Annotated in this window: 18 protein-coding genes; 12 read left to right on the forward strand and 6 right to left on the reverse strand. The window is 74.2% G+C overall.

The window, feature by feature from the left end:
* The first annotated feature begins 22 nt into the window (after positions 1-22).
* From LC193_RS07395 to LC193_RS07420, 6 genes are all read left to right on the forward strand, one after another.
* Positions 23-946 (forward strand): oxidoreductase, encoded by a 924-nt coding sequence (locus LC193_RS07395; RefSeq protein ID WP_226072716.1) that lies wholly within the window; start codon positions 23-25, stop codon positions 944-946.
* Positions 947-1,195: 249 nt separating this feature from the next.
* Positions 1,196-1,825, forward strand: coding sequence for a DUF4178 domain-containing protein (locus LC193_RS07400; RefSeq protein ID WP_226072718.1), 630 nt, complete (start codon positions 1,196-1,198; stop codon positions 1,823-1,825).
* Entirely contained in the window at positions 1,822-2,322 is a 501-nt protein-coding gene (locus LC193_RS07405; protein WP_226072720.1) for a DUF2617 family protein, read from the forward strand. The genes LC193_RS07400 and LC193_RS07405 overlap by 4 nt, the downstream gene beginning before the upstream one ends.
* Positions 2,319-2,741, forward strand: a complete 423-nt coding sequence (locus tag LC193_RS07410; protein ID WP_226072722.1) for a DUF4247 domain-containing protein — start codon at positions 2,319-2,321, stop codon at positions 2,739-2,741. Before LC193_RS07405 ends, LC193_RS07410 begins: the two co-directional genes overlap by 4 nt.
* Before the next feature lie 57 nt (positions 2,742-2,798).
* The gene (locus LC193_RS07415) at positions 2,799-3,239 is read left to right on the forward strand and encodes a DUF350 domain-containing protein (protein ID WP_226072724.1); all 441 of its coding nucleotides are present in this window, start codon (positions 2,799-2,801) and stop codon (positions 3,237-3,239) included.
* Positions 3,236-4,786 carry a polyamine aminopropyltransferase gene (locus LC193_RS07420; RefSeq protein WP_318842132.1) on the forward strand — a complete coding sequence of 517 codons (1,551 nt, stop codon included), beginning with the start codon at positions 3,236-3,238 and terminating at the stop codon, positions 4,784-4,786. Before LC193_RS07415 ends, LC193_RS07420 begins: the two co-directional genes overlap by 4 nt.
* A 48-nt stretch (positions 4,787-4,834) precedes the next feature.
* On the opposite strand, the gene LC193_RS07425 is transcribed toward LC193_RS07420, so the two are convergent.
* On the reverse strand, positions 4,835-6,046 hold the full coding sequence (locus LC193_RS07425) for a serine hydrolase domain-containing protein (protein WP_226072726.1): 1,212 nt from the start codon (positions 6,044-6,046) through the stop codon (positions 4,835-4,837).
* Between the two features lie 219 nt (positions 6,047-6,265).
* Here LC193_RS07425 and LC193_RS07430 point away from each other — a divergent pair, with 219 nt between their 5' ends.
* Positions 6,266-7,282: an NAD-dependent epimerase/dehydratase family protein gene (locus tag LC193_RS07430; RefSeq protein WP_226072728.1), complete on the forward strand. Its 1,017-nt coding sequence runs from the start codon at positions 6,266-6,268 to the stop codon at positions 7,280-7,282.
* 72 nt (positions 7,283-7,354) lie between these two features.
* Complete coding sequence (locus LC193_RS07435) at positions 7,355-8,578, forward strand: helix-turn-helix domain-containing protein (protein ID WP_226072730.1); 1,224 nt, start codon at positions 7,355-7,357, stop codon at positions 8,576-8,578.
* A gap of 83 nt (positions 8,579-8,661) precedes the next feature.
* On the opposite strand, the gene LC193_RS07440 is transcribed toward LC193_RS07435, so the two are convergent.
* From LC193_RS07440 to LC193_RS07455, 4 genes are all read right to left on the reverse strand, one after another.
* A complete protein-coding gene (locus LC193_RS07440) occupies positions 8,662-9,138 on the reverse strand; it encodes a hypothetical protein (protein ID WP_226072732.1) in 477 nt (158 codons plus the stop codon).
* 42 nt (positions 9,139-9,180) lie between these two features.
* Entirely contained in the window at positions 9,181-9,564 is a 384-nt protein-coding gene (locus LC193_RS07445) for a hypothetical protein (protein WP_226072734.1), read from the reverse strand.
* A gap of 251 nt (positions 9,565-9,815) precedes the next feature.
* Positions 9,816-12,512 carry a pyruvate, phosphate dikinase gene (ppdK, locus tag LC193_RS07450; RefSeq protein WP_226078510.1) on the reverse strand — a complete coding sequence of 899 codons (2,697 nt, stop codon included), beginning with the start codon at positions 12,510-12,512 and terminating at the stop codon, positions 9,816-9,818.
* 242 nt (positions 12,513-12,754) lie between these two features.
* Positions 12,755-13,960: an ROK family transcriptional regulator gene (locus LC193_RS07455; protein ID WP_226072736.1), complete on the reverse strand. Its 1,206-nt coding sequence runs from the start codon at positions 13,958-13,960 to the stop codon at positions 12,755-12,757.
* A gap of 167 nt (positions 13,961-14,127) precedes the next feature.
* Between LC193_RS07455 and LC193_RS07460 the strand changes: the two genes are divergently transcribed.
* Together LC193_RS07460 and LC193_RS07465 are read left to right on the forward strand one after the other, a co-directional pair.
* Positions 14,128-15,459: an MGH1-like glycoside hydrolase domain-containing protein gene (locus LC193_RS07460; protein ID WP_226072738.1), complete on the forward strand. Its 1,332-nt coding sequence runs from the start codon at positions 14,128-14,130 to the stop codon at positions 15,457-15,459.
* Positions 15,456-17,372: an amylo-alpha-1,6-glucosidase gene (locus LC193_RS07465; RefSeq protein WP_226072740.1), complete on the forward strand. Its 1,917-nt coding sequence runs from the start codon at positions 15,456-15,458 to the stop codon at positions 17,370-17,372. Before LC193_RS07460 ends, LC193_RS07465 begins: the two co-directional genes overlap by 4 nt.
* A 211-nt stretch (positions 17,373-17,583) precedes the next feature.
* Here LC193_RS07465 and dusB read toward each other — a convergent pair whose 3' ends face one another.
* On the reverse strand, positions 17,584-18,729 hold the full coding sequence (dusB, locus tag LC193_RS07470; RefSeq protein WP_226072742.1) for a tRNA dihydrouridine synthase DusB: 1,146 nt from the start codon (positions 18,727-18,729) through the stop codon (positions 17,584-17,586).
* Between the two features lie 123 nt (positions 18,730-18,852).
* On the opposite strand from dusB, the gene LC193_RS07475 reads away from it, so the two are divergent.
* A complete protein-coding gene (locus LC193_RS07475) occupies positions 18,853-19,893 on the forward strand; it encodes an aldo/keto reductase (RefSeq protein WP_226072744.1) in 1,041 nt (346 codons plus the stop codon).
* Positions 19,894-19,900: 7 nt separating this feature from the next.
* Positions 19,901-20,485, forward strand: a complete 585-nt coding sequence (locus LC193_RS07480; protein WP_226072746.1) for a TetR/AcrR family transcriptional regulator — start codon at positions 19,901-19,903, stop codon at positions 20,483-20,485.
* Positions 20,486-20,540: the final 55 nt, after the last annotated feature.

Raw genomic sequence — 20,540 nt, forward strand, 5'->3', positions numbered from 1 at the left:
GGTGCGGCCCTACCCTGGGGGGATGGGCTGGACCGTACGCGACATTCCCGACCTCAAGGGCCGCACCGCGGTGGTGACCGGCGCCAACAGCGGTCTCGGCTACGTGACCGCCCGCGAGCTGGCCCGGCGCGGCGCGCGCGTCGCACTCGCCTGCCGGAGCCAGGACCGGGGACAGGCCGCACTCGAACGACTGTTTGACGAAGTACCGGAGGCCCGCGCCGAGATGCGGCTCCTCGACCTCGCCGACCTGGCGTCGGTGCGGGCCTTCGCCGTCGAGTGGGGCGAACGGCGCCTCGACCTGCTCATCAACAACGCCGGACTGATGGCCGTGCCCTACGCGAGGACGGCCGACGGCTTCGAGATGCAGTTCGGCGTCAACCATTTGGGCCACTTCGCCCTCACCGGGCTGCTCATCGACCGGCTGCTCGCCAGCCCGCAGGCCCGCGTCGTCACCGTGTCCAGCGTCATGCACCTGCTGGCGAACGTCGATCTGCGCGACCTCAACTCCCAGCGCAAGTACGGCCGCTGGGTGGCCTACGGGCGCTCCAAGACGGCGAACCTGCTGTTCACCCACGAGCTGGCCCGCCGGCTGCGCGGCCGGCACGTCGTCGCCGCGGCCGTGCACCCCGGGTTCGCGCGCTCCGCGCTGCACACCCGCGGCGCGCGCCTGGTCGGCAGCCGCCTCCAGGAACGGCTGGCGCGCCTGGGCACCCGGTTGTTCGCCACGCCGCCCGAGGCCGGGGCGACCCCGTCGCTGTACGCCGCCACCGCGCCCGGCGTGGCGCCCGACTCGTTCACCGGCCCCGGGCTGCTCGGCCCGCGCGTCCCGCGCGGCGGCGGCGGCCCCTGCGACGCCTGGCGCGCGCCCTGGACGCGGAACGACGTGGCGGCGGCCCGGTTGTGGGACGCCTCGGAGGAGCTGACGGGCGTGCGCTGGGGCGTGTGAATCAGTCACGCGCGCCGCACGCGTCACGAGGACAGCGGCGGTTCCACCCGCGCCGACCGTAGGTTTTCGGCCTGCGCCGAGGGCGCCGGCCGGGCCGTCCGCCCGCGGGGCGGACGGGCGCCCGCCCCGGCGCCGCGCGGGGGCCTCGCCCCGCCTGCGGCAAGGCCCCCGGACGGCTGCCGGGGACATGCTCGTGTCATACTCGGCCGCATTCCGGGAACGGTTGCGGAACACAACGGGGGTGGGCCGATGGGCCTTTTTTTGGCCATCGCGGGACTGGTGGCGCTCGGGGTCGCGGTCGCCGTCCTGCTGCGCGCGCGGCGCACGCGGGAAGCGGCGCGGGCCGACGCGGAACGCCGGGCGCCGCGCGACCCGTTCGATCCCGGGCAGGACACGGCGGGCGACCCGCGGCAGCTCAAGGCCGGCGACCTGGTCGAGTACCTGGGCGAACGCTTCTTCGTGCGCGGCTCGCTGCGGCTGCGTCAGGGCGGCTTCACCTGGTCGGAGCACTACCTCGACAGCATGGACGGCACCGCCGACGGCCGCCGCTGGCTGTCCGTCGAGGAGGACCCCGACCTCGAAGTGGTCCTGTGGACGGAACAACGCGGCAGTGAACTGCGCCCAGCCGCCACCTCGTTGACCGTCGAGGGCACCACTTACCACAGGACCGAGCACGGCACCGCCGACTACCGCTCCGAGGGCACGACCGGGCTCGGCCCGGCCGGCCGCATGGAGTACGCCGACTTCGAGGGCCCGGGCGGGCGTTCCCTCGCCTTCGAGCGCTTCCTCGGCGACCAGGGGCGCGGCGCGTGGGAGGTGTCACTCGGTGAGCGCGTCCCCGCCGGCACGCTCGTGGTCTACCCCGGCGGCGGCGCGTGAGCGCCGGCGTCCGGTTGACGGCCCCTTACCTGGACACGCGCGCCGACCACCTCTCGTTCGCGCTCGGGCTGCCCGCCCGTGAGGCGCTGGCCGTCACCCGGCTCGACCTCGGCGGCCTCCCCGTCGAGCTGCGGCTGCTCGGCGCCTCCCACCAGGTGTTCGCCGGGCCGGTCGGCGAAACGCTGGCCTGCCTGCCCGGGGAGCCTGGCGGCGGCCCGCCGGGCACCGTGACCCGCACGGTCGAGGGCTGGCGCTACCGCTTCGAGGCGCGCGTCCTGACGTGCGAGGCCGAGGAGTTCACCGCGCGGGTGGCGGCGGTGCGCGAGCGCACCGCGGGGCGCGAGGGCGCGCTGTGCGGCGTGTTCCCGGGCTCGCCCGACGCCGTCACCGCCCTCGCCGCGCACCGCGCGGCCCGCATCATCACCTGGCAGACCTGGCACACGTATCCCCAGGCCGGCCAGATCGTGGAAACCCGCACCCGACTGGAGGCACCGTGATACGCCCCAGGACCCTCTCCGCCGCCGCGGTCACCGGCGCCCTGCTGATCACCGGCTGCGGTGGCGGGGGCGACGATGACGACGACGCGCCCCGCGCCTGGATCGCCGCCACCTACGAGTCGACCGGCATCCCCGACCGGTACCGGGACGCCCGGGACACGCCGGTGGCGGTCGCGCACGAGATCATCGGCGAACGCCGGGCCGAGGACCGCGTCGACAGCGGCGGCATGGTCTTCCTCCGCTACGACGACGACGTCGTGGTGGTGGCACCGCGCGGGGCCGGCGGCAGCGACATCGAGATCGACGGCTACGACGAGGCCCGTTCCCACTACAGCAGCCACGTCGGCCACGTGTGGCCGGCCTCCCCGAGCCGCGGTGGCGGCGACTTCAGGGGCGGCGGCCCCGGCTCGGGCAAGTAACGCAGCGCCGGCCCGGCGAGCGGGCCCCGTACACAGAACAGGGACGGACACACAGCAATGGTCGGAGACATATTCCAGTCGGCCGGCGAGGCCGTGCTCTACGGCGTCGTCGGGTTCGCCGTCATGGCCGTGGCCTTCTACGCGCTCGACCTGGTGACCCCGGGTCACCTCGCCAAGATCGTGTGGAAGGACAGGAACAAGGGCGCCGCGGTCGTGCTCGGCGGCGAGATGCTCGGCGTCGGCTGGGTGATCGCCGAGGCGATCCGCGCCAGCGAGTCCGAGGAAGGGCTCGGCTACGGACTGCTGAGCACCGGCCTGTACGGGCTGGCCGGCGTCGTGGTGATGACCCTGGCGTTCGCCGTGGTCGGCGCGATCACGCCGGGGCCCATGGGCGCCATGGTGCTTGAGGACCAGGACAACCGGCCGCACCCGGCCGCCTGGGTGCAGGGCGCGGTCTACGTCGGCACGGCCCTGATGGTCGGCGCGGCACTCTCGTGACGGCGCGGCCCCGGCTGGCGCGGTTCCTGCTGCTGCTCACCGTGTTCCTGTGCGCCGCCTGCGGCCTCGTCTACGAACTGGCGCTCGTCGCGCTCGGCGGCTACCTCATCGGGAACACGGTCTTCCAGACCTCGCTCGTCCTGTCGGTCATGGTCTTCGCCATGGGCGTCGGCTCGCTGGCCGCCAAGCCACTCCAGCGGCGGGCGGTCGGCGCGTTCGCGCTCGTGGAGGGGCTGCTGGCCCTGATCGGCGGGCTGTCGGTGCTGCTGCTCTACGTGCTGTTCGCGTGGGTGGGGATCTACACGCCGGCGATGGTGGTGGTCGCGTTCGTCGTGGGGCTGCTCATCGGCGCGGAGATCCCGCTGCTGATGACGCTGCTCCAGCGCATCAGGCGGCAGGAGGCGGGCGGCGCGGTCGCCGACATGTTCGCCGTCGACTACCTGGGCGCGCTGGTCGGCGGGCTGTGCTTCCCGCTCCTGCTGCTGCCGACGTTCGGGCAGCTCAAGGGCGTGCTCGTGGTGGGCGCGGTCAACGCGGTCGCGGGCGTGGCGGCCGTGCTGTGGATCTTCAGGGGGCAGACGCGCAGGATCGTGCGCGGCGGGCTGCTGACCGGGATGGCGCTGGTGCTGACGGTGCTCGCGGGCGCGTACGTGTACGCGGGCGACATCGAGATGACGGCCAGGCAGCGGCTGTACCGGGACCCGATCGTGCACGCGGAACGCACCCCGTACCAGGAGATCGTCGTCACCGAGTCGTTCGGGTTCATGGACACCGCCGACCTGCGGCTGTTCCTGAACGGCGACCTCCAGTTCTCGTCCGTGGACGAGTACCGCTACCACGAGGCCCTGGTGCACCCCGGGCTCGCGGACCTGCCGCCGCGCTCCTCGGTGCTGATCCTCGGCGGCGGCGACGGGCTGGCGCTGCGCGAGGTGCTGCGGTACGAGGAGGTGGAACGGGTCACGCTCGTCGAGCTCGACCGGGCGGTGACCGACCTCGCCGCCGACTGGGACCGGCTGCGCGAGCTGAACGACGACGCGCTGGCCGACCCGCGCGTCGATGTGGTCAACGCGGACGCGTTCACCTGGCTGCGCAACGCGCCCGGCGGCTTCGACTCCGTGCTCGTCGACTTCCCCGATCCGGAGGACACCGCCACCGCGAAGCTGTACTCCGTCGAGTTCTACACGATGCTCACGCGCGTGCTCGCGCCGGACGGCCGGCTGGTCGTGCAGGGCGGCTCGCCGTTCTTCGCGCCGCGCACCTACTGGTCCATCGACGCGACGCTGCGCGAGGCCGGCTTCGCGACCACGCCGTACCAGGTGGACGTGCCGAGCTTCGGCAACTGGGGCTTCCTGCTGGCCGGTCCCGGCGCGCAGGCGCCGCCCCTGCGGCTGGCGGACGACGTGCCGCCGCTGCGTTTCCTGGACGACGCGGTGCTGCGGGCGGCGACCGTCTTCCCGCTCGACCGCAGGGAGCGCGACGTGCGCGCCAGCACGCTGATGGACCCCGCCGTGCTCGAATACGCCCAGCGCGAATGGCGGTTCGGCTGATCCGTCCTGCGGCCGTGCGCCGGCGCGCGGGCCGGCGCACGGCGCCGTTCAGCGGCCCTGGGCGCCCGCCGGCAGATCGGGCTCGGCCGCGGGCGCGAACCGCGCCCCCTCGGCGGGCGGCCGCGCACCGCAGAACGCCGCCTCCAGGGTCTCGCCGAGCGCGGTGTTGACGGTCCCGTTGTTCGACGTGTTGGCCGTCGCCGCCAGGCTGCGCGCGCCGTCCTCGGTGGCGAACGCGTAGGTGTAGTAGCCCTGCACGGTGCCGGTGTGCCCGAACACCGACAGGTCGCAGGACAGGTCGTACCGCCGCAGCCCGAGACCGTAGTGCCGGGTGCCCGTGCCGTCGGTGGGCGCGAAGGACAGCATCTCGGACAGCTCGCCCGCGCCCAGCAGCTCGCCGCCGAGCAGCGCTTCGAGGAACCGGTTCAGGTCCTCGGGCGTGGAGATCATCGCCCCGGCCGACTGCGCCCACGAGGCCGTCTGCTCGGTGGAGTCCACCAGCGGCGACCCGGCCTCGTCCGGCGTCAGGTGCCCGCTGATGTGGGCGCCGGGGAAGGTGGCCGCCGGGTGCACGTAGGCGGTGCCGTGCAGGCCGAGCGGACCGATGACGCGCTCCTGGTAGGCGTCGGCGAGCGACTGGCCCGTCAGGTGCTCGATGAGCAGGCCGGCGACGACGAAGTTGGCGTTCGAGTAGGCGTAGGCGGAGCCCGGCTCCACGGTCAGCGGCTGCGCGGTCGACAGGTCGACAAGCTCCCGCAGCGTGAACACCTCGTGGCGCACCGCCTCGAAGCCCGGCACGGTCCGCGCGAACATGTCGTTGCTGTAGTCGTACAGGCCGCTGCGGTGGGACAGGACGTGCCGGAGCGTGATCCGGTCGTCGGGCAGCAGCCCGGGCAGGTGGTCGTTCACCGCGTCGTCGAGCCCGGCCGCGCCCTCCCCGACCAGCTGGAGCAGGACGACGGCCGAGAACGTCTTGGTCACGCTGCCGACGCGGAACTGCGCGCGGGTGTCCATCGGCTGCCCCGAGCCGAGCGCCCGTTCCCCGACCGTCTCCTCGACCACGCCGCCGGGCCCCTCGAACCGCGCCATCGCGCCCGGCGCGCCCAGTTCGACGGACTCCTCAAGGGCGCCGCGCAGCCCGGCCTCGTCGGGAGCGGGCGCCCCGGCCGGCGCGGCGACGGCCGACTGGGTGCCCGCGGTGAGCGCGGCCAGCAGCGCGACGGCCGCCGCGACCGTCCGCCGGGTGGTGGGGGGACTCATGCTGATGCTCAATGTTCCGGACTCCTGACGTGTCGGACATCCCTGTGCGCGAGCAACGCTAGGCCCCGGCGCGCCCGCCGCCGGGCGCCGACCCGGCACAGCCACACGACACGCCAGGAACGCGCGCCGGCACCCCCCGTTCCGGCCACACGGCGTTCACGCGTTCCGGCGGGCGCCGGGCGCGTTCCGGCACACGGCCGGGGCGGGAAGGATCGCGGCATGCGGATTCTGGTGATGGGCGGCAGCTGGTTCCTCGGTCGCGCGGTGGCGGAGCAGGCCGTCAAGCGGGGGTGGTCGGTGTGGACCTTCAGCAGGGGCCGGTCGGGAACGCTCCCGGCGGGCGCCGAGGCCGTGCACGGGGACCGCACCTCGCCGCGAGACCTGGCACGACTGGCCGACAGCGGAACATGGGACGCCGTGATCGACACCAGTTCGGCCGACTTCGCCCCGCGCCACGTCCTGACGGCGGCGCGCGCGCTGGAACCGGTGGCACGGCGCTACGTGTACGTCTCGACAGTCAACGCGTACGCGGGCTGGCCGCGTGAACCGCTCACGGAATCGTCTCCCCTGCTCGACGCCCCGGCCGACGCCGACGAGCAATATGGAAGCGATGCGTCACCTGCGGCCCACTACGGCATGCAGAAGGCCGGTTCGGAACGCGCGGTCCGCGAGACGTTCGGCGCGGCGCGGACCGTGTTGCTGCGCCCGGGCGTGATCCTGGGGCCGGGCGAGTACGTCGGCCGACTGCCGTGGTGGCTGCGCCGCACCCGGCGCGGCGGCACCGTGCTGGCGCCGGGCCGGGCGGACCGCACCGTTCAGCCGGTCGACGTCAGCGACGCGGCGAGCTTCGCGCTCGACCGGGCGGCGGACCGGACCGGCGGGACCTACAACGTGGTCGCGCCCGGCCGGGAAACGATGGGCGACCTGCTGACCGCCTGCCTGGACGTCACCGGCGGGCTCGGCCGTCTGCGCTGGGTGCCGGACGAGGTGCTGATCGAGCACGGCGTGCGCCAGTGGACGGAACTGCCGCTGTGGCGCACCGCCGCCGGGGTGTGGGCGGTGGACGGCACGCGCGCGCGGGACGCCGGACTGCGCTGCCGTCCGATCGGGGAAACGGTCGCCGCCACGTGGGCGTGGCTCCACAGCGGCGGCACAGCGGTGGCTCACCCGCGCGCGGCCGAGCACGGCATCGCCCCCGGCAAGGAGGCGGCGATCCTGGCCGCGTTCGACAACTGACGGGCGCCGCCCGGCACGTGCCCGGCCTATGCTGGCGACTGACGAGCACGCAGCACAGGACGGGGACCCGTCATGTCCGACGCGATCTCACCCGGAGACCACCTGCGATCGCTGCGCCACGCGCGCGGGCTGACCAGGGAGGCGCTGGCCGAGCGAGCCGGCTTGTCCCCCGGGGTGGTGAAGAAAGTGGAGAACGGCGGGTCGGCGCGCATCGAGACGTTGCATGCCCTCGCCCGCGCGCTCGGCGTGCGCACCTCGCGCCTGTTCGACGCGGGACCTCCCGCGCCGGCGCGGGACGAGGGCCGCGACCTGTCGCTGATGCCGCTGCGGCAGGCGATCGCCCCGGCCGTGACGGCGGGAGGACCGCTCGGTGCGGACGCCGTCGAGACGGCACCCGACCTCGCCGCGATCGACCGCACCGCCGGCACAATCGCCCGCGCCTACTACGCCGACACCTACGCCACGGTGGCCGAACTGCTGCCGCCGCTGATCCGGTCGGCACACATCGCCGTGCGCCACTACGACCACGGGCCGCTCCATGAACGGGCGCTGCGGCTGCGCGGGCGGGTGCTTCAGATGGCCGGCCGCTACCTGGTGCAGGTCCGCGCCTACGACCTGGCGCACATCGCGCTGGCGGACGCGGTGCGCGACTGCGCCGGGGTCCGCGACCGAGGTGGCGTGGCGGCGGCGGTCTACCAGCAGGGGTGGTTGCTGCTGCGCCAGGGCCGGTTCGACGAGGCCGAACGCGTCAGCGTGCGCACGGCGGACGAGACGGAGCCGCGCATCTCGCGCGCGACGCGCGACGACCTGGGGGCGTGGGGAAAGCTGCTGATGCACGCGAGCAGCGCCGCCGCGCGGAACAACCGGCCGCAGGAGGCGCGGGACATGCTGCGGCTGGCCCGCACGGCCGGTACCGCGCTCGGCGGGGCGACCGCGCGGGACGACGGCTCGTGGGGGTCGTTCGACTGGCGGACGGTGGCCTACCAGGCGATCGAGAACCACATGGTGGCCGAACACCCGCGCCGCGCGCTGGCCTTGGCGGAACGCATGCCGGTGGCCGCGCGACGCGGCGTTCGCTCCGGGCGGCGGCACCTGCTGGACGTGGCCCAGGCGCACGCCCGCCTCGGTCAGTCGGACGAGGCGTTCGGCGTCCTCGCGGCGCTGCACCGGGAGACGCCGGAGTGGCTGCGGCACCAGCACCTCGCGGCGGATGTGGCGCGCGAGGCCCGAAGGGCCCGGCGGCGCCCGCTCACCAAGGAACAACGCCTCGTCGCCGCGGCACTCGACACCCAGTAGGCCGGGGCCACGGAGCGTGCCCCTGCCGCGTCGACCCCCGACTGGCCCGCCCGAGACGGTGAACCCGGTGCCTGACCCCGCCGTCAGTCCCGGCTGGCCCCCTCGGGCCACAGCACGTCCACCGGAACGCCCGTGCGCCGGGCGTGCTCCACCACGTCGGCGGTGCCCCCGTACCCCCGCGCCGGCTGCCCGTCCCACACGGCGAGCAGCCGGTCGACCAGGCCCACCAGGACCTGACTCCCGGCCATGTGCGCCTCCGCGTCGGAGACGGCCAACCCCGTGGGGTGCACACGGACGGCGGCCGACAGCAGCGCGTCGTACTCGCCCAGGTGCCACTCCGGCAACCCGGCGCGATAGGCGTCCGCCGGAACGACCACCTCGATCCGGCCCCCGCGTTCGAGCACGGCACGCGCGAACCACGCGTCGGGGCCATCGGCGACGCACGAGACACCCACCAGCGTTCCGGCGTCGTACCGCGCGAGTTCGGCGCCCAGAGCCGAACGGACCAGAACCGCCACGCCGTCGGACAACCCTCGATGCCCGGTGATCCCCACACGCATGCCGCTCCTCACAGGTAAGTGTCGTGCAGTTGTCCGCCGCACTCACGGGTACGCGTCGGAGGAACGGAAGGCACGGCCGTCGGGGAAGCGCCGCCGGTAGGCCCGGGTCCCGGCGGCGAACGCCACCGCCCCGGCGACCGCGCCGGCAGCGCCGAACCCGATGAGGTAGGGCGCCCGCCTCAGCTCCTCGCGCCGGTTCTCCACCATGTTGTCGAAGCTGCCGCCGCCGTTCAGGCAGTAGTACCGGTCGTCGTTGGGCATGTCCTCGTCGCCGCACCGGATCGGCCGGTCGTGCGCGTAGTAGTCGTGGACGCCGATACCGGCCACGGTCAACCCGCCCGGCACGAGGGCGAAGCCCAGCCCCCAGCACAGCAGCACGCCCAGCGCCGCGAGGCACCCGCCGCCGCTTCCCGTGCGCTTCGGCATCGCGCCCCCCTTCGTGCATGCCCGGTCCGCTCAGCGATGTGTACCAGAAAGCCCGGGCACCGGTCGCGCGGGCCCGGCCCCGCGGGCCGGGAGTCGGGGGGCGGCGCCTCCGCACAGGCGCCGCCCCCGGTGCATCCCCACGGTGGGGCGGCGGGCCCTGAGGGAGGGGCCCGCGTGCCGCCCCGGCGGCGGGGTCCGCCCTCGGCGGGGAAGGTCCGGCGCGTGCCGGACGCCCCGCCGAGGGCGGACCCCTAGGGTGCCGCCGTTGCCGCCCGGCCGGCTTCGAGCCGGGCGACGGGGATGCGGAACGGTGAGCAGGACACGTAGTCCAGACCCACCTCGTGGAAGAAACGTACGGAGTCCGGGTCCCCGCCATGTTCGCCGCACACGCCGAGTTTCAGCCCCGGCCGGGCCGCGCGCCCGGCGAGCGCGGCGGCCCTGACCAGCGAGCCGACTCCGTCGGTGTCGATGGTCTCGAAGGGCGAGACCCCGAAGATTCCTCTCTCCAGGTAGGCGGCGAAGAAGCTCGCCTCGACGTCGTCGCGGGAGAAGCCCCAGACGGTCTGGGTGAGATCGTTGGTGCCGAAGGAGAAGAAGTCGGCGTGCTCCGCGATCTGCCCGGCGGTCAGCGCGGCGCGCGGCAGTTCGATCATCGTGCCGAGCGGGATGTCCAGCCGCGTCCCGTGCGCCTCGGCCGCCGCGGCGATGACCTCCTCGGCCTCCTCCCTGACGATTTCGAGTTCCTGCACGGTGCCCACCAGCGGAATCATGATCTCCGGCCGCGGGTCGCCGCCCGCCGCGCGGCACTCCGCCGCCGCCTCGGCGACGGCCCGCACCTGCATCGCGAACAGCCCGGGCACCACCAGCCCGAGCCGCACGCCGCGCAGGCCGAGCATCGGGTTCTGCTCGTGCAGGCGCCGCACGGCGGCCAGCAGCCGGACGTCCTCGTCCCGGTGTTCGAGCGCGACGCGCACCGAGAGATCTGTGAGGTCGGGCAGGAACTCGTGCAGCGGCGGGTCGAGCAGCCGCACGGTCACGGGCAGGCCGTCCATGGCGCTGAACAGCTCGCGGAAATCGGCGCGTTGCAGCGGCAGCAGCGCCGCGAGCGCGCACTGCGCGCCCTGGTCGTCCTCGGCGAGGATCAGGCGTTCCACCAACGCGCGCCGTTCGCCGAGGAACATGTGCTCGGTGCGGCACAGGCCGATGCCGCGGGCGCCGAAGCGCCGGGCGCGCGCGGCGTCCGCGGCGGTGTCGGCGTTGGCCCGCACGCCCAGGCGGCGGGCGGCGTCGGCCCAGCCCATCACGCGGTGCACGGCGGCCACGAGGTCGTCGGCGTCCGGCGGGGCCGTGCCCTCGAAGTACTCGACGACCGCCGAGGGAACGACCGGCACCTCGCCCCGGTAGACGCGGCCCGTCGTCCCGTCGACGGAGAGCACGTCGCCCTCGCGGACGACCGTTCCGTCGGCGGTGGTCGCGGTGCGGGCCGCGTGGTCAACGCGCAGTTCCTCGGCGCCGCACACGCAGGTCCTGCCCATGCCCCGGGCGACGACGGCGGCGTGCGAGGTCTTGCCGCCGCGCGCGGTGAGGATGCCGTCGGCGGCGATCATGCCGTCGAGGTCGTCCGGGGTGGTCTCGCGCCGCACGAGGATGACGCGCTCCCCGCGCGCGGCGCGTGCGACCGCGCGCGCCGGGTCGAACACGGCGGCGCCCACCGCCGCGCCCGGCGAGGCCGCCACGCCCCGGGCCAGCGGCGCGGGCGCCGCGCCGGAGTCGAACCTGGGGAACATCAGGTGCGCCAACTGCCCGCCCGACACCCGGCGCAACGCCTCGGCCTCGTCGATCAGCCCCTGGTCGACGAGTTGCACCGCGATGCGGAACGCCGCCGCCGCGGTGCGTTTGCCGACGCGGGTCTGGAGCATCCACAGGCGACCGCGCTCGATGGTGAACTCGATGTCGCACAGGTCCAGGTAGTGGTTCTCCAACACCTCCATCAGCCGCAGGAGTTCGGCGTACGAGGCGGGGTCGAGGCGTTCGAGCGCGGCCAGCGGCACGGTGTTGCGGATGCCCGCCACCACGTCCTCGCCCTGGGCGTTGCGCAGGTAGTCGCCGTAGACGCCCTGCCGGCCCGTGGCCGGGTCGCGGGTGAACGCCACGCCGGTGCCCGAGTCCTGGCCGAGGTTGCCGAAGACCATCGCGCACACGCTGACGGCGGTGCCCAGGTGGTGCGGGATGCGTTCCTGGCGGCGGTAGAGCCGCGCCCGCGGGCCGTTCCAGGAGTCGAACACCGCCCGGACGGCGAGGTCGAGCTGTTCGCGCGGGTCCTGCGGGAAGGGCCGGCCGGTGCGTTCGCGCACGAGGTCCTGGAACGCGCGGGTGAGCCGTTCCAGTTGGTCCGCCGCCAGGCCGGTCTCGTCGGCCGCGCCGGCCAGCGCGACGGCGTCGGCGAGGCGGTCGGCGAACGCGTCGCCCTCGATGCCGAGCACCGTTTCCCCGAACATCTGGACCAGTCTGCGGTAGGAGTCCCACGCGAACCGCTCGTCCCCGGTCTGCGCGGCGAGGGAGCGCACCGAGGTGTCGGAGAGGCCGATGTTGAGGACGGTGTCCATCATGCCCGGCATGGAACGCTCGGCGCCCGAGCGCACCGAGACCAGCAGCGGGTCGGCGCCCCGGCCCAGGCGCCTGCCGGTCCGCCGTTCCAGCGCGTCGAGGTGCGCACTCACCTCGTCGCGCAGGGCGGGCGGGGGCGTGCCGGTGCGCAGGTACTCCCGGCAGGCCGCGGTGGTGATCGTGAAGCCCGGAGGGACGGGCAGGCCGAGCCTGGTCATCTCGGCGAGATTGGCGCCCTTGCCGCCCAGCAGGCCGCTGAGCCCGCGGTGCCCCTCGGTGAAGTCGTACACGAACTTCGCCGGCGGGTCCTGGACGGCGGGGGCGCGGGGCGGGGAGGTGATGAGGGATGGAACATGCGTATCCGGCACGGGACTCGACTCCTCGTGAACGGCTGCCCTGACAGCGGGAGATTACCCCGCCAGACGCTCATCTGAGCATTCGCGTCATCATTCGTGGCGGGCATCACGCGGGCATAAGCAGCACGACGCCCCAAGTCGGGCCCTGCGTACGTTGAGTGCGCGCCCGGCGGGCGCCATGCGCCGGAGCGCACGGCCCGCGCGACCGCGGCGTGAAGCGCGCCGCGTCAGGACGCGGCCGTGTCCGCGAGCCTGCGATCCGCGTGCTCCGGCGCGTACAGCGACTCCACGACCATGGCCGCGGCGCCCGCGAGCCCCGCGCGGTCCCCCAGCCGGGATGTGACCACCTGGAGGTAGGCCGTGGTGCGCGGCATGGCCCGCTGGTAGAGCAGTTCGCGCACGCCGGTCAGGAACGGCGGCCCGGTCAGGTCCCCCGCGATCATCAGCACGCCCGGATTGAGCAGCGTGACCACCGTGGCCAGCACACCGCCCACCAGCCGCCCGGCCTCACGCGCCAGGCGCACCGCGTCCGGCTGGCCGATCGCGAGCTGGTCCCTGACGCCGGAACCCGACGCGGTCGGCACCCCGGCCGCCGTCAGCTGCTCGGCCAGCGCCCGGCCGCTGGCCACGGCGGCCAGGCAGCCGTAGGAGCCGCAGCGGCACAGGGCGTACGGGTGATCGCTGAGCCTTATATGCCCTATGTCCCCCGCGGCGCCGTCGATCCCCCGGTACATCTCCCCGTCGACCACGACCCCGGCCCCTATCCCCGTGGACACCTTGATCAGCAGGAACGCCGCGCAGTCGGGGAAGCCGCGGCGCTGCTCGGCGTAGGCCATGAGGTTGGCGTCGTTCTCGACGAGGACCGGCATCCGGTCCGCGCCGCTTTCGCTCACATGGGCGGCGAACGCCTGCCGCATGCGCTCCGGCACCGGGTAGCGGTCCCACCCCGGCATCAGCGGCGGCTGGAGCACCCGGCCCGAGGCGCGGTCCACGGGTCCCGGCACCGACAGCCCGATCCCGCAGACGGCGTCGGCCCCCAGGCCCGTCTTCTCCAGCAGCAGCGCGAACCACTGCGCCAGCCGGTCGAGCACCTCGTCGGGCCCCTGGTTGATCAGCAACGCGCCGGAGTGCTCGGCGAGGGTCGTGCCGCCCAGGTCGAGGACGGCGACGCGGGCGTGGCGCGTTTCCAGGTCCGCGCACAGCACCACCGCGTGCGAGGCGTCGAACTCCAGCCGCAGGGAAGGGCGTCCGCCGGTCGGCGCGTCCACCGGATCGCCGGCCGTCTCCCGGAGCCAACCCGCCCGGAACAACTGGTCGAGGCGGTGGCCCACCGTCGACCTGGACAGTCCGGTGACCCGCTGGAGTTCCCCTCGCGTCGTGGCCTGCCCGCTGCGTATCAGCCGCAACAGGTGTCCCGCGCTCGCCTGGTTCATGGCTGCCTTCCGGGCCGTCGAATCCGTTTTCCTGCGCCCTTCAGCTTGTGAAGTAGATATTACAGCGGTACTTTTGCGTGTTAAGTAGACGTAACTCTGCGGTACCTTCGACAAAACAAACGGTGCAGCCGCATGCCGGCGGCGGAACCAACCTCTTCGGAGCCCACGTGGAACGCGCTGACCAGCCCGCCAGTCTCCCCTCCCTCGTATACAACGGCGCGCGCCGCGTTCTGTCGGGCAACTGGACGGGCTCGTCCACGGTCCCCTCAAGGACGCTCTACCCGCATCAGTGGAGCTGGGACTCCGGGTTCGTCGCGATCGGCCTGCGCCACCTCTCCCCCGCCCGCGCGCAGCGCGAGCTGGAGACGCTGCTCGCCGCGCAGTGGGCCGACGGCCGCATCCCGCACATCGTGTTCAACCCGGAGGTCCCGCTCACCGCCTACTTCCCCAGCCCCGACTTCTGGCGCTCGTCCACCGCGGGCGACAAGTCCGGGGCGCCGGGACACATCGAGACCTCGGGCATCGTGCAGCCGCCGATCCACGCGCCGGCCGCCTGGCTGGTGCACACGGCCGACCCCGAGGCGTCCGGGCGGGCCGGCTTCCTACACCGCCTCTACCCGCGGCTCCTCGCCTGGCAGCGGTACCTCACCGAGCGCAGGGACCTGGGCGGACGCGGCCTGGCCTCCATCGTGCACCCGTGGGAGTCGGGCATGGACAACAGTCCCTGCTGGGACCCGCCACTGGCCCGCATCGAGCCCGCCGCCGCCGGCTCGTTCCAACGCGCCGACCTCGACCACGGCTGCCCGGCCGACCGGCCCACCGACCTCGACTACGGCCGCTACGTGCGGCTGGCCGAGCGGTACCGGGAGCACGGCTACGCGGACGACGCGGGGCACCCGTTCGCGGTGGAGGACCCGGGGGTCAACGCGCTGCTGATCGCCTCGGAGCACGCGCTCGGCGACATCGCCGCCGCCATCGGTGCCGACCCGTCCGACCACCAGGTACGCGCGGAGGAGCTGACCACCGCGCTGCTGAAGCGGCTGTGGAGCCCCGAGGAGGGGCTCTTCCTGTGCCAGGACGTGATCGCCGGCACCCAGGTCAGGGAGCGCAGCGCCGCCGGGCTGCTGCCCCTGATCGTTCCCGGACTGCCCGAAGACATCGCCGCCACCCTGGTGCGCACGCTGCGCGGCGCGCACTTCGGGCTCGGCGGCGCCACGCGCCTCGTGCCGAGCTACGACCTGACCGGCCACGCCTTCGACCCCGCGCGGTACTGGCGCGGCCCCGCCTGGTTCAACGTCAACTGGCTCCTCGAACGCGGCCTGCGCCGGCACGGCGCGCTCGACGGGGCCGACGCCATTCGCACCACCGCCCTCAAGGCCGCGGTGGCCTCCGGTTTCGCCGAGTACGTCGACCCGTTCACGGGCGAGGCGCGCGGCACCCGGGATTTCAGCTGGACCGCGGCCCTCGCCCTCGACCTGCTCGCGGAGGAAGCTCGGTGATTCTCACCAGCCAGTGCCTGCTCGTCCACGACGGCACCTTCGCCGCCGTCGGTCCCTCAGGGGACATCACCGGCGAGCGCGGCCGGCTCCCGCACGGCCTCTTCGCGCGCGACGCGCGACACCTCAGCCGCTGGCAGCTCACGGTCGACGGCTCGACGCCCACCGTGCTGGCGCCCGCCACATCCAAAGGCGCCGAGGCCACCGCCGTCCTGACCCCGCCCGCGAGCCGCGTGGAAGCGCCCGCGCTCACCGTCTTCCGCGAGCAGCGGATCGCGGGCGGCGCCCTCACCGAACGCATCCGCGTCACCAGCAACAGCGGCACGCCGGGCACCGCGCTGATCGCCCTGACCGCCGACGCGGACTTCGCCGACCAGTTCGAGTTGCGCGGCGATCACCGCTGGTACGAGAAACCGCACGCGGTCCGCACCCGAACCGTCCGCCCCGACGGCGTCGAGTTCGGCTACCGCCGCAGCGCGTGGCACTCCCGCACCGTGGTGTCGGCCCGGCCGGAGCCCGACGCGGTGGAGGAGACCGGCAGCGGTGCCCGGCGGCTGTGCTGGCGGCTCCAGTTGCCGCCGCACGGCTCGGCCGAGCTGCTGCTGCGGGTCGAGGCCCATCCGCACGGCGTTCCGGAACCGGCCGCCGAGGCCGAGGACGTGTTCCCGCCGGCCGCGGCCGAGGCGCTCGACGTCCCCGCCGGCTGGCCCCTGCTCGCGGATGCCTGCGCCCGTGGCCTGGCCGACCTCGCCGGGCTGCGCGTGGCCGCGACCGGGCCCGACGGCGAGGCGCTGCGGGTACCGGCCGCGGGCGCGCCGTGGTACCTCACCCTGCTCGGCCGGCACGCGGCGGTCACGTCGCTCTTCACCCTGCCGGAACGGCCGGGGCCGGCCGCCGCGACCCTCCTGGCCCTGGCCGCCGCACAGGCCACGGGCGAGGACGCGGACCGGCTGGCCCAGCCGGGCAAGATCGTGCACGAGGTGCGCCACGGCGAACTGGCGTACTTCCAACAGGTCCCCTACGGCCGGTACTTCGGCTCGGTGGACAGCACTCCGCTGTTCCTGATGCTGCTCGGCGCCCACGCGGAGGCGACCGGGGACGACAAGCTGGCCCACCGTCTCGAACGGCACGCGCGGGCCGCGGTGGAGTGGATGTTCCAGTACGGCGGCCTCGCCGACCACGGCTACCTGCTCTACCAGGCCGACCAGGGGGGCCTGGCCAATCAGAGCTGGAAGGACTCCACGGGCGCGATCTGCCACGCCGACGGCACACCGGTCCGCGGCGTGATCCGCGGCGCGGCGGCCCAGGGGTACGCGTACGACGCGCTGCGCCGTACGGCGGGCCTGGCGCGCACCGTCTGGGGCGACACCGCCTACGCCGGGCGCCTCGACGATGCCGCCACCGCGCTCCAGCGGCGATTCCTCGCCGACTTCTGGCTCCCCGAGCAGGACTTCCCGGCGCTGGCCCTGGACGCCACGGGCCGCAGGGCGGACGCGCTGGGCTCGGACGCGGGCCACCTGCTGTGGACGGGCATCCTCGACCAGCGGCACGCCGAGATCGTCGGGCGCCGCCTGCTCGGTCCCGAGTTCTTCTCCGGGTGGGGCGTGCGGACCCTGGCCGCCGGACAGGAGGCGTACCACCCGCTCTCCTACCACCGCGGCAGCGTCTGGCCGCACGACAGCGCGATCGCCGCGCTCGGGCTGGCCCGCTACGGGCTGCACGAGGAGGCGGCCCGGCTGGTCCGCGGCCTGCTCGACCTGGCCGCGCGGTCGGAGTCCCGCATGCCCGAGGTGATCGCGGGCTACGCACGCGACGAACACCCGGAGCCGGTACCGCACCCGGACGCGCACTGGCCGCAGGCGTGGTCGGCGGCGTCCCCGTTCGCCCTGCTCACGGCGGTCAGCCGACAGCCCTGAACCCACCGGGCGCGGTGGCGCCCGGCCCGTGAGCCCCGCGGCGGCGGCCCCCGTCCCCTCCCCACCGGCATGGGGCCGGGGCCGGGCCGGCCGCCGAGCCCGCCCGCCGCCGGCGCCCACGGGGCCGCCCCGGCTCGGCCGCCCGCGGCGGACGACGACATCCGGTGCCCTCGCGCCACGGGTCCGCCCGGCGCGCCGGGCGGAGGGGCTATCAGCCGCCCGACGTGTCCTGCTCGGCCTCGCAACCGAGCGCGGTGGTGTCCCACGGGTCGGCCAGCCAGCCATCGGGCAGCACCACGCGGTTGCGGCCCGACGTGCGCCCGCGCGGGCCGTCCGCGCCGACCGGCCAGGGCTGGTCGAGGTCCAGCTCACCGAGCAGCGAGGCCAGCTCGTCGAGCGACGCCGCCACGGCCAGGCGCCGGCGGGACTCGGAACCTATCGAGAAGCCCTTGGTGTACCAGGCGACGTGCTTGCGGAAGTCGATCACGCCGCGCGACTCGTCCTCCAGCCAGTCGCCGAGCAGCCGCGCGTGCCGCACCATCACGTCGGCGACCTCACGCAGCGAGGGCCGCGCGTACCCGGCGGGCCCGCGGCCGTCGAACGCGGCCACCAGGTCCCCGAACAGCCAGGGCCTGCCGAGGCAGCCACGGCCGACCACGACGCCGTCGCAGCCGGTCTCGCGCATCATCCGCACCGCGTCGTCGGCCGACCAGATGTCGCCGTTGCCCAGCACGGGTATGTCGGGCACGGCCTCCTTCAGCCGTGCGATGGCGCTCCAGTCGGCCTCGCCGCCGTAGTGCTGCGCCGCGGTACGGCCGTGCAGGGCGATGGCCGTGACCCCCTCGTCGACGGCGATGCGCCCGGCGTCCAGGTACGTCAGGTGGTCCTCGTCGATGCCCTTGCGCATCTTCATCGTCACCGGCAGCCCGCCCGCGCCGTCGACCGCGGCCCTGAGGATGGCGCGCAGCAGCGGACGCTTGTAGGGCAGCGCCGAGCCGCCGCCGCGCCGGGTCACCTTCGGCACGGGGCACCCGAAGTTGAGGTCGACGTGGTCGGCCAGGTCCTCCTCGGCGATCATGCGGACGGCTCGCCCGACGGTCTCCGGGTCGACGCCGTACAGCTGGATCGAACGCGGCTTCTCCGAGGCGTCGAAGTGGACCAGCCGCATCGTCTTCTCGTTGCGCTCGACCAGGGCCCTGCTGGTGATCATCTCGCTGACGAACAGCCCCCGTCCGCCGCTGAACTCCCGGCACAGCGTGCGGAACGGCGCGTTGGTGATGCCCGCCATGGGGGCGAGCACCACGGGCGGGTCCACGGTGTGCGGGCCGATCTGGAGCGGTGGTACGGGCTGGGTCATGCCTCCATTCTCCCCCCTCCGGGACGGTCGGTGGGCGGCCGGCCTGGCATCACACTCGGACGAGTGACAACCATGAAGCTGACAGATATTGATTTCTGTCAGCACGCGTGGCAGTCTGACGACATGCGAAATGCACAGCACTCCCCCGCCACTCCGGTCGTCCCGTCCACCTCTCTCGGCTCCTCGGGCCCGGCCGTCTCGGCTCTCGGCCTGGGCTGCATGGGCATGTCCGCGCTGTACGGCGCGGCCGACCGCACCGAGTCCATCGCGACGATCCACGCCGCGCTCGACGCCGGTGTGACGCTGCTGGACACGGGCGACTTCTACGGCATGGGGCACAACGAGACGCTGATCGGCGAAGCCCTGCGCACCGCTCCCCCGGCCGCCCGCGAGCGGGCCATGACCAGCGTGAAGTTCGGCGCTCTCCGCACGGTCGAGGGGGCGTTCACCGGGTATGACGGCCGCCCCGCGGCCGTGAAGAACTTCGTGGCCTACTCGCTCCAGCGTCTCGGCCTCGACCACATCGACGTCTACCGGATCGCGCGGCTCGACCCCGACGTGCCCGTCGAGGAGACGGTGGGTGCCATCGCGGAGCTGGTCGAAGCGGGCCATGTGCGGTACATCGGCCTCTCCGAGGTCGGCGCGCGGACCGTCCGCAGGGCCGCGGCCACCGCGCCCATCGCGGATCTCCAGATCGAGTACTCGCTGATCTCCCGGGGCATCGAGGCCGAGATCCTGCCCACGGTGCGGGAGCTGGGCATCGGTGTCACCGCCTACGGCGTGCTCTCGCGCGGGCTGATCAGCGGCCACTGGACGGACGGCCGGGTGCTCGGCGCCGACGACTTCCGCAGCGTGAGCCCCCGCTTCGCCGGGGAGAATCTCCAGCACAACCTGCGCCTGGTGGACGCTCTGCGCACGGTGGCCGACGCCAAGGGGGCGACGGTGGCCCAGACGGCCATCGCGTGGGTGCTGGCCCAGGGGCAGGACATCGTGCCGCTGATCGGGGCGCGCACGAGGGAGCGGCTGGCGGAGTCGCTCGGCGCGCTTGACGTTACGCTCGACGCCGACGACCTGGCGGCGATCGAACGCGCCGTGCCGGCCGGCTCGGCGGCCGGGGAGCGCTACCCGGCACGCCAAATGGCGCACTTGGACAGCGAGATATAGGAGCCCCGTGAGTGACGTGCTGACTGCCGAGCGCATCCTCGAAGCCACCGAGGAGGTGTTGCGCCGTTACGGTCCGGCCAAGGCCACCGTCGTGGACGTGGCCCGGGTCCTGGGCGTCAGCCACGGCACGGTATACCGGCACTTCAGGACCAAGTCGGCGCTGCGAGAGGCAGTCACCAAGCGCTGGCTGGACCGGACCACCTCGGAACTGGAGGCGCTGGCCGCCGGTCCGGGCCCGGCGGTGGACCGGCTGGCCGCCTGGCTGACGGGCCTGTTCGCCGCCAAGCGGCGCAAGGCGGGCGACGACCCCGAGTTGTTCGCCACGTACTCGGTGCTCGCCGGAGAGCACAGCGGCATCGTGCACGAGCACATCACCGAGCTGGAGCAGCAGCTGGCCCGGATCATCGAGGACGGCCGGGGCGAGGGTGCCTTCAGCGGCTCCCCCACCGCATCCCCCACCGCGGCCCGCGCCGTGTTCCAGGCCACGGCGCGGTTCCACGACCCGGCGTACGCCACCGAGTGGGCGCATGAGGAAGCCGAGGCGGAGTTCGCCGCGGTGCGCGATCTGGTCCTGCGCGGTCTGACCGGCTGACCACCGGCTCCGGGCGGCCCTGCCGTCCTGCCCGCGGCGCCTGTCTTCCGGCCCC

The sequence above is a fragment of the Streptomyces marincola genome (assembly GCF_020410765.1).
Taxonomy (GTDB): Bacteria; Actinomycetota; Actinomycetes; order Streptomycetales; family Streptomycetaceae; genus Streptomyces; species Streptomyces marincola.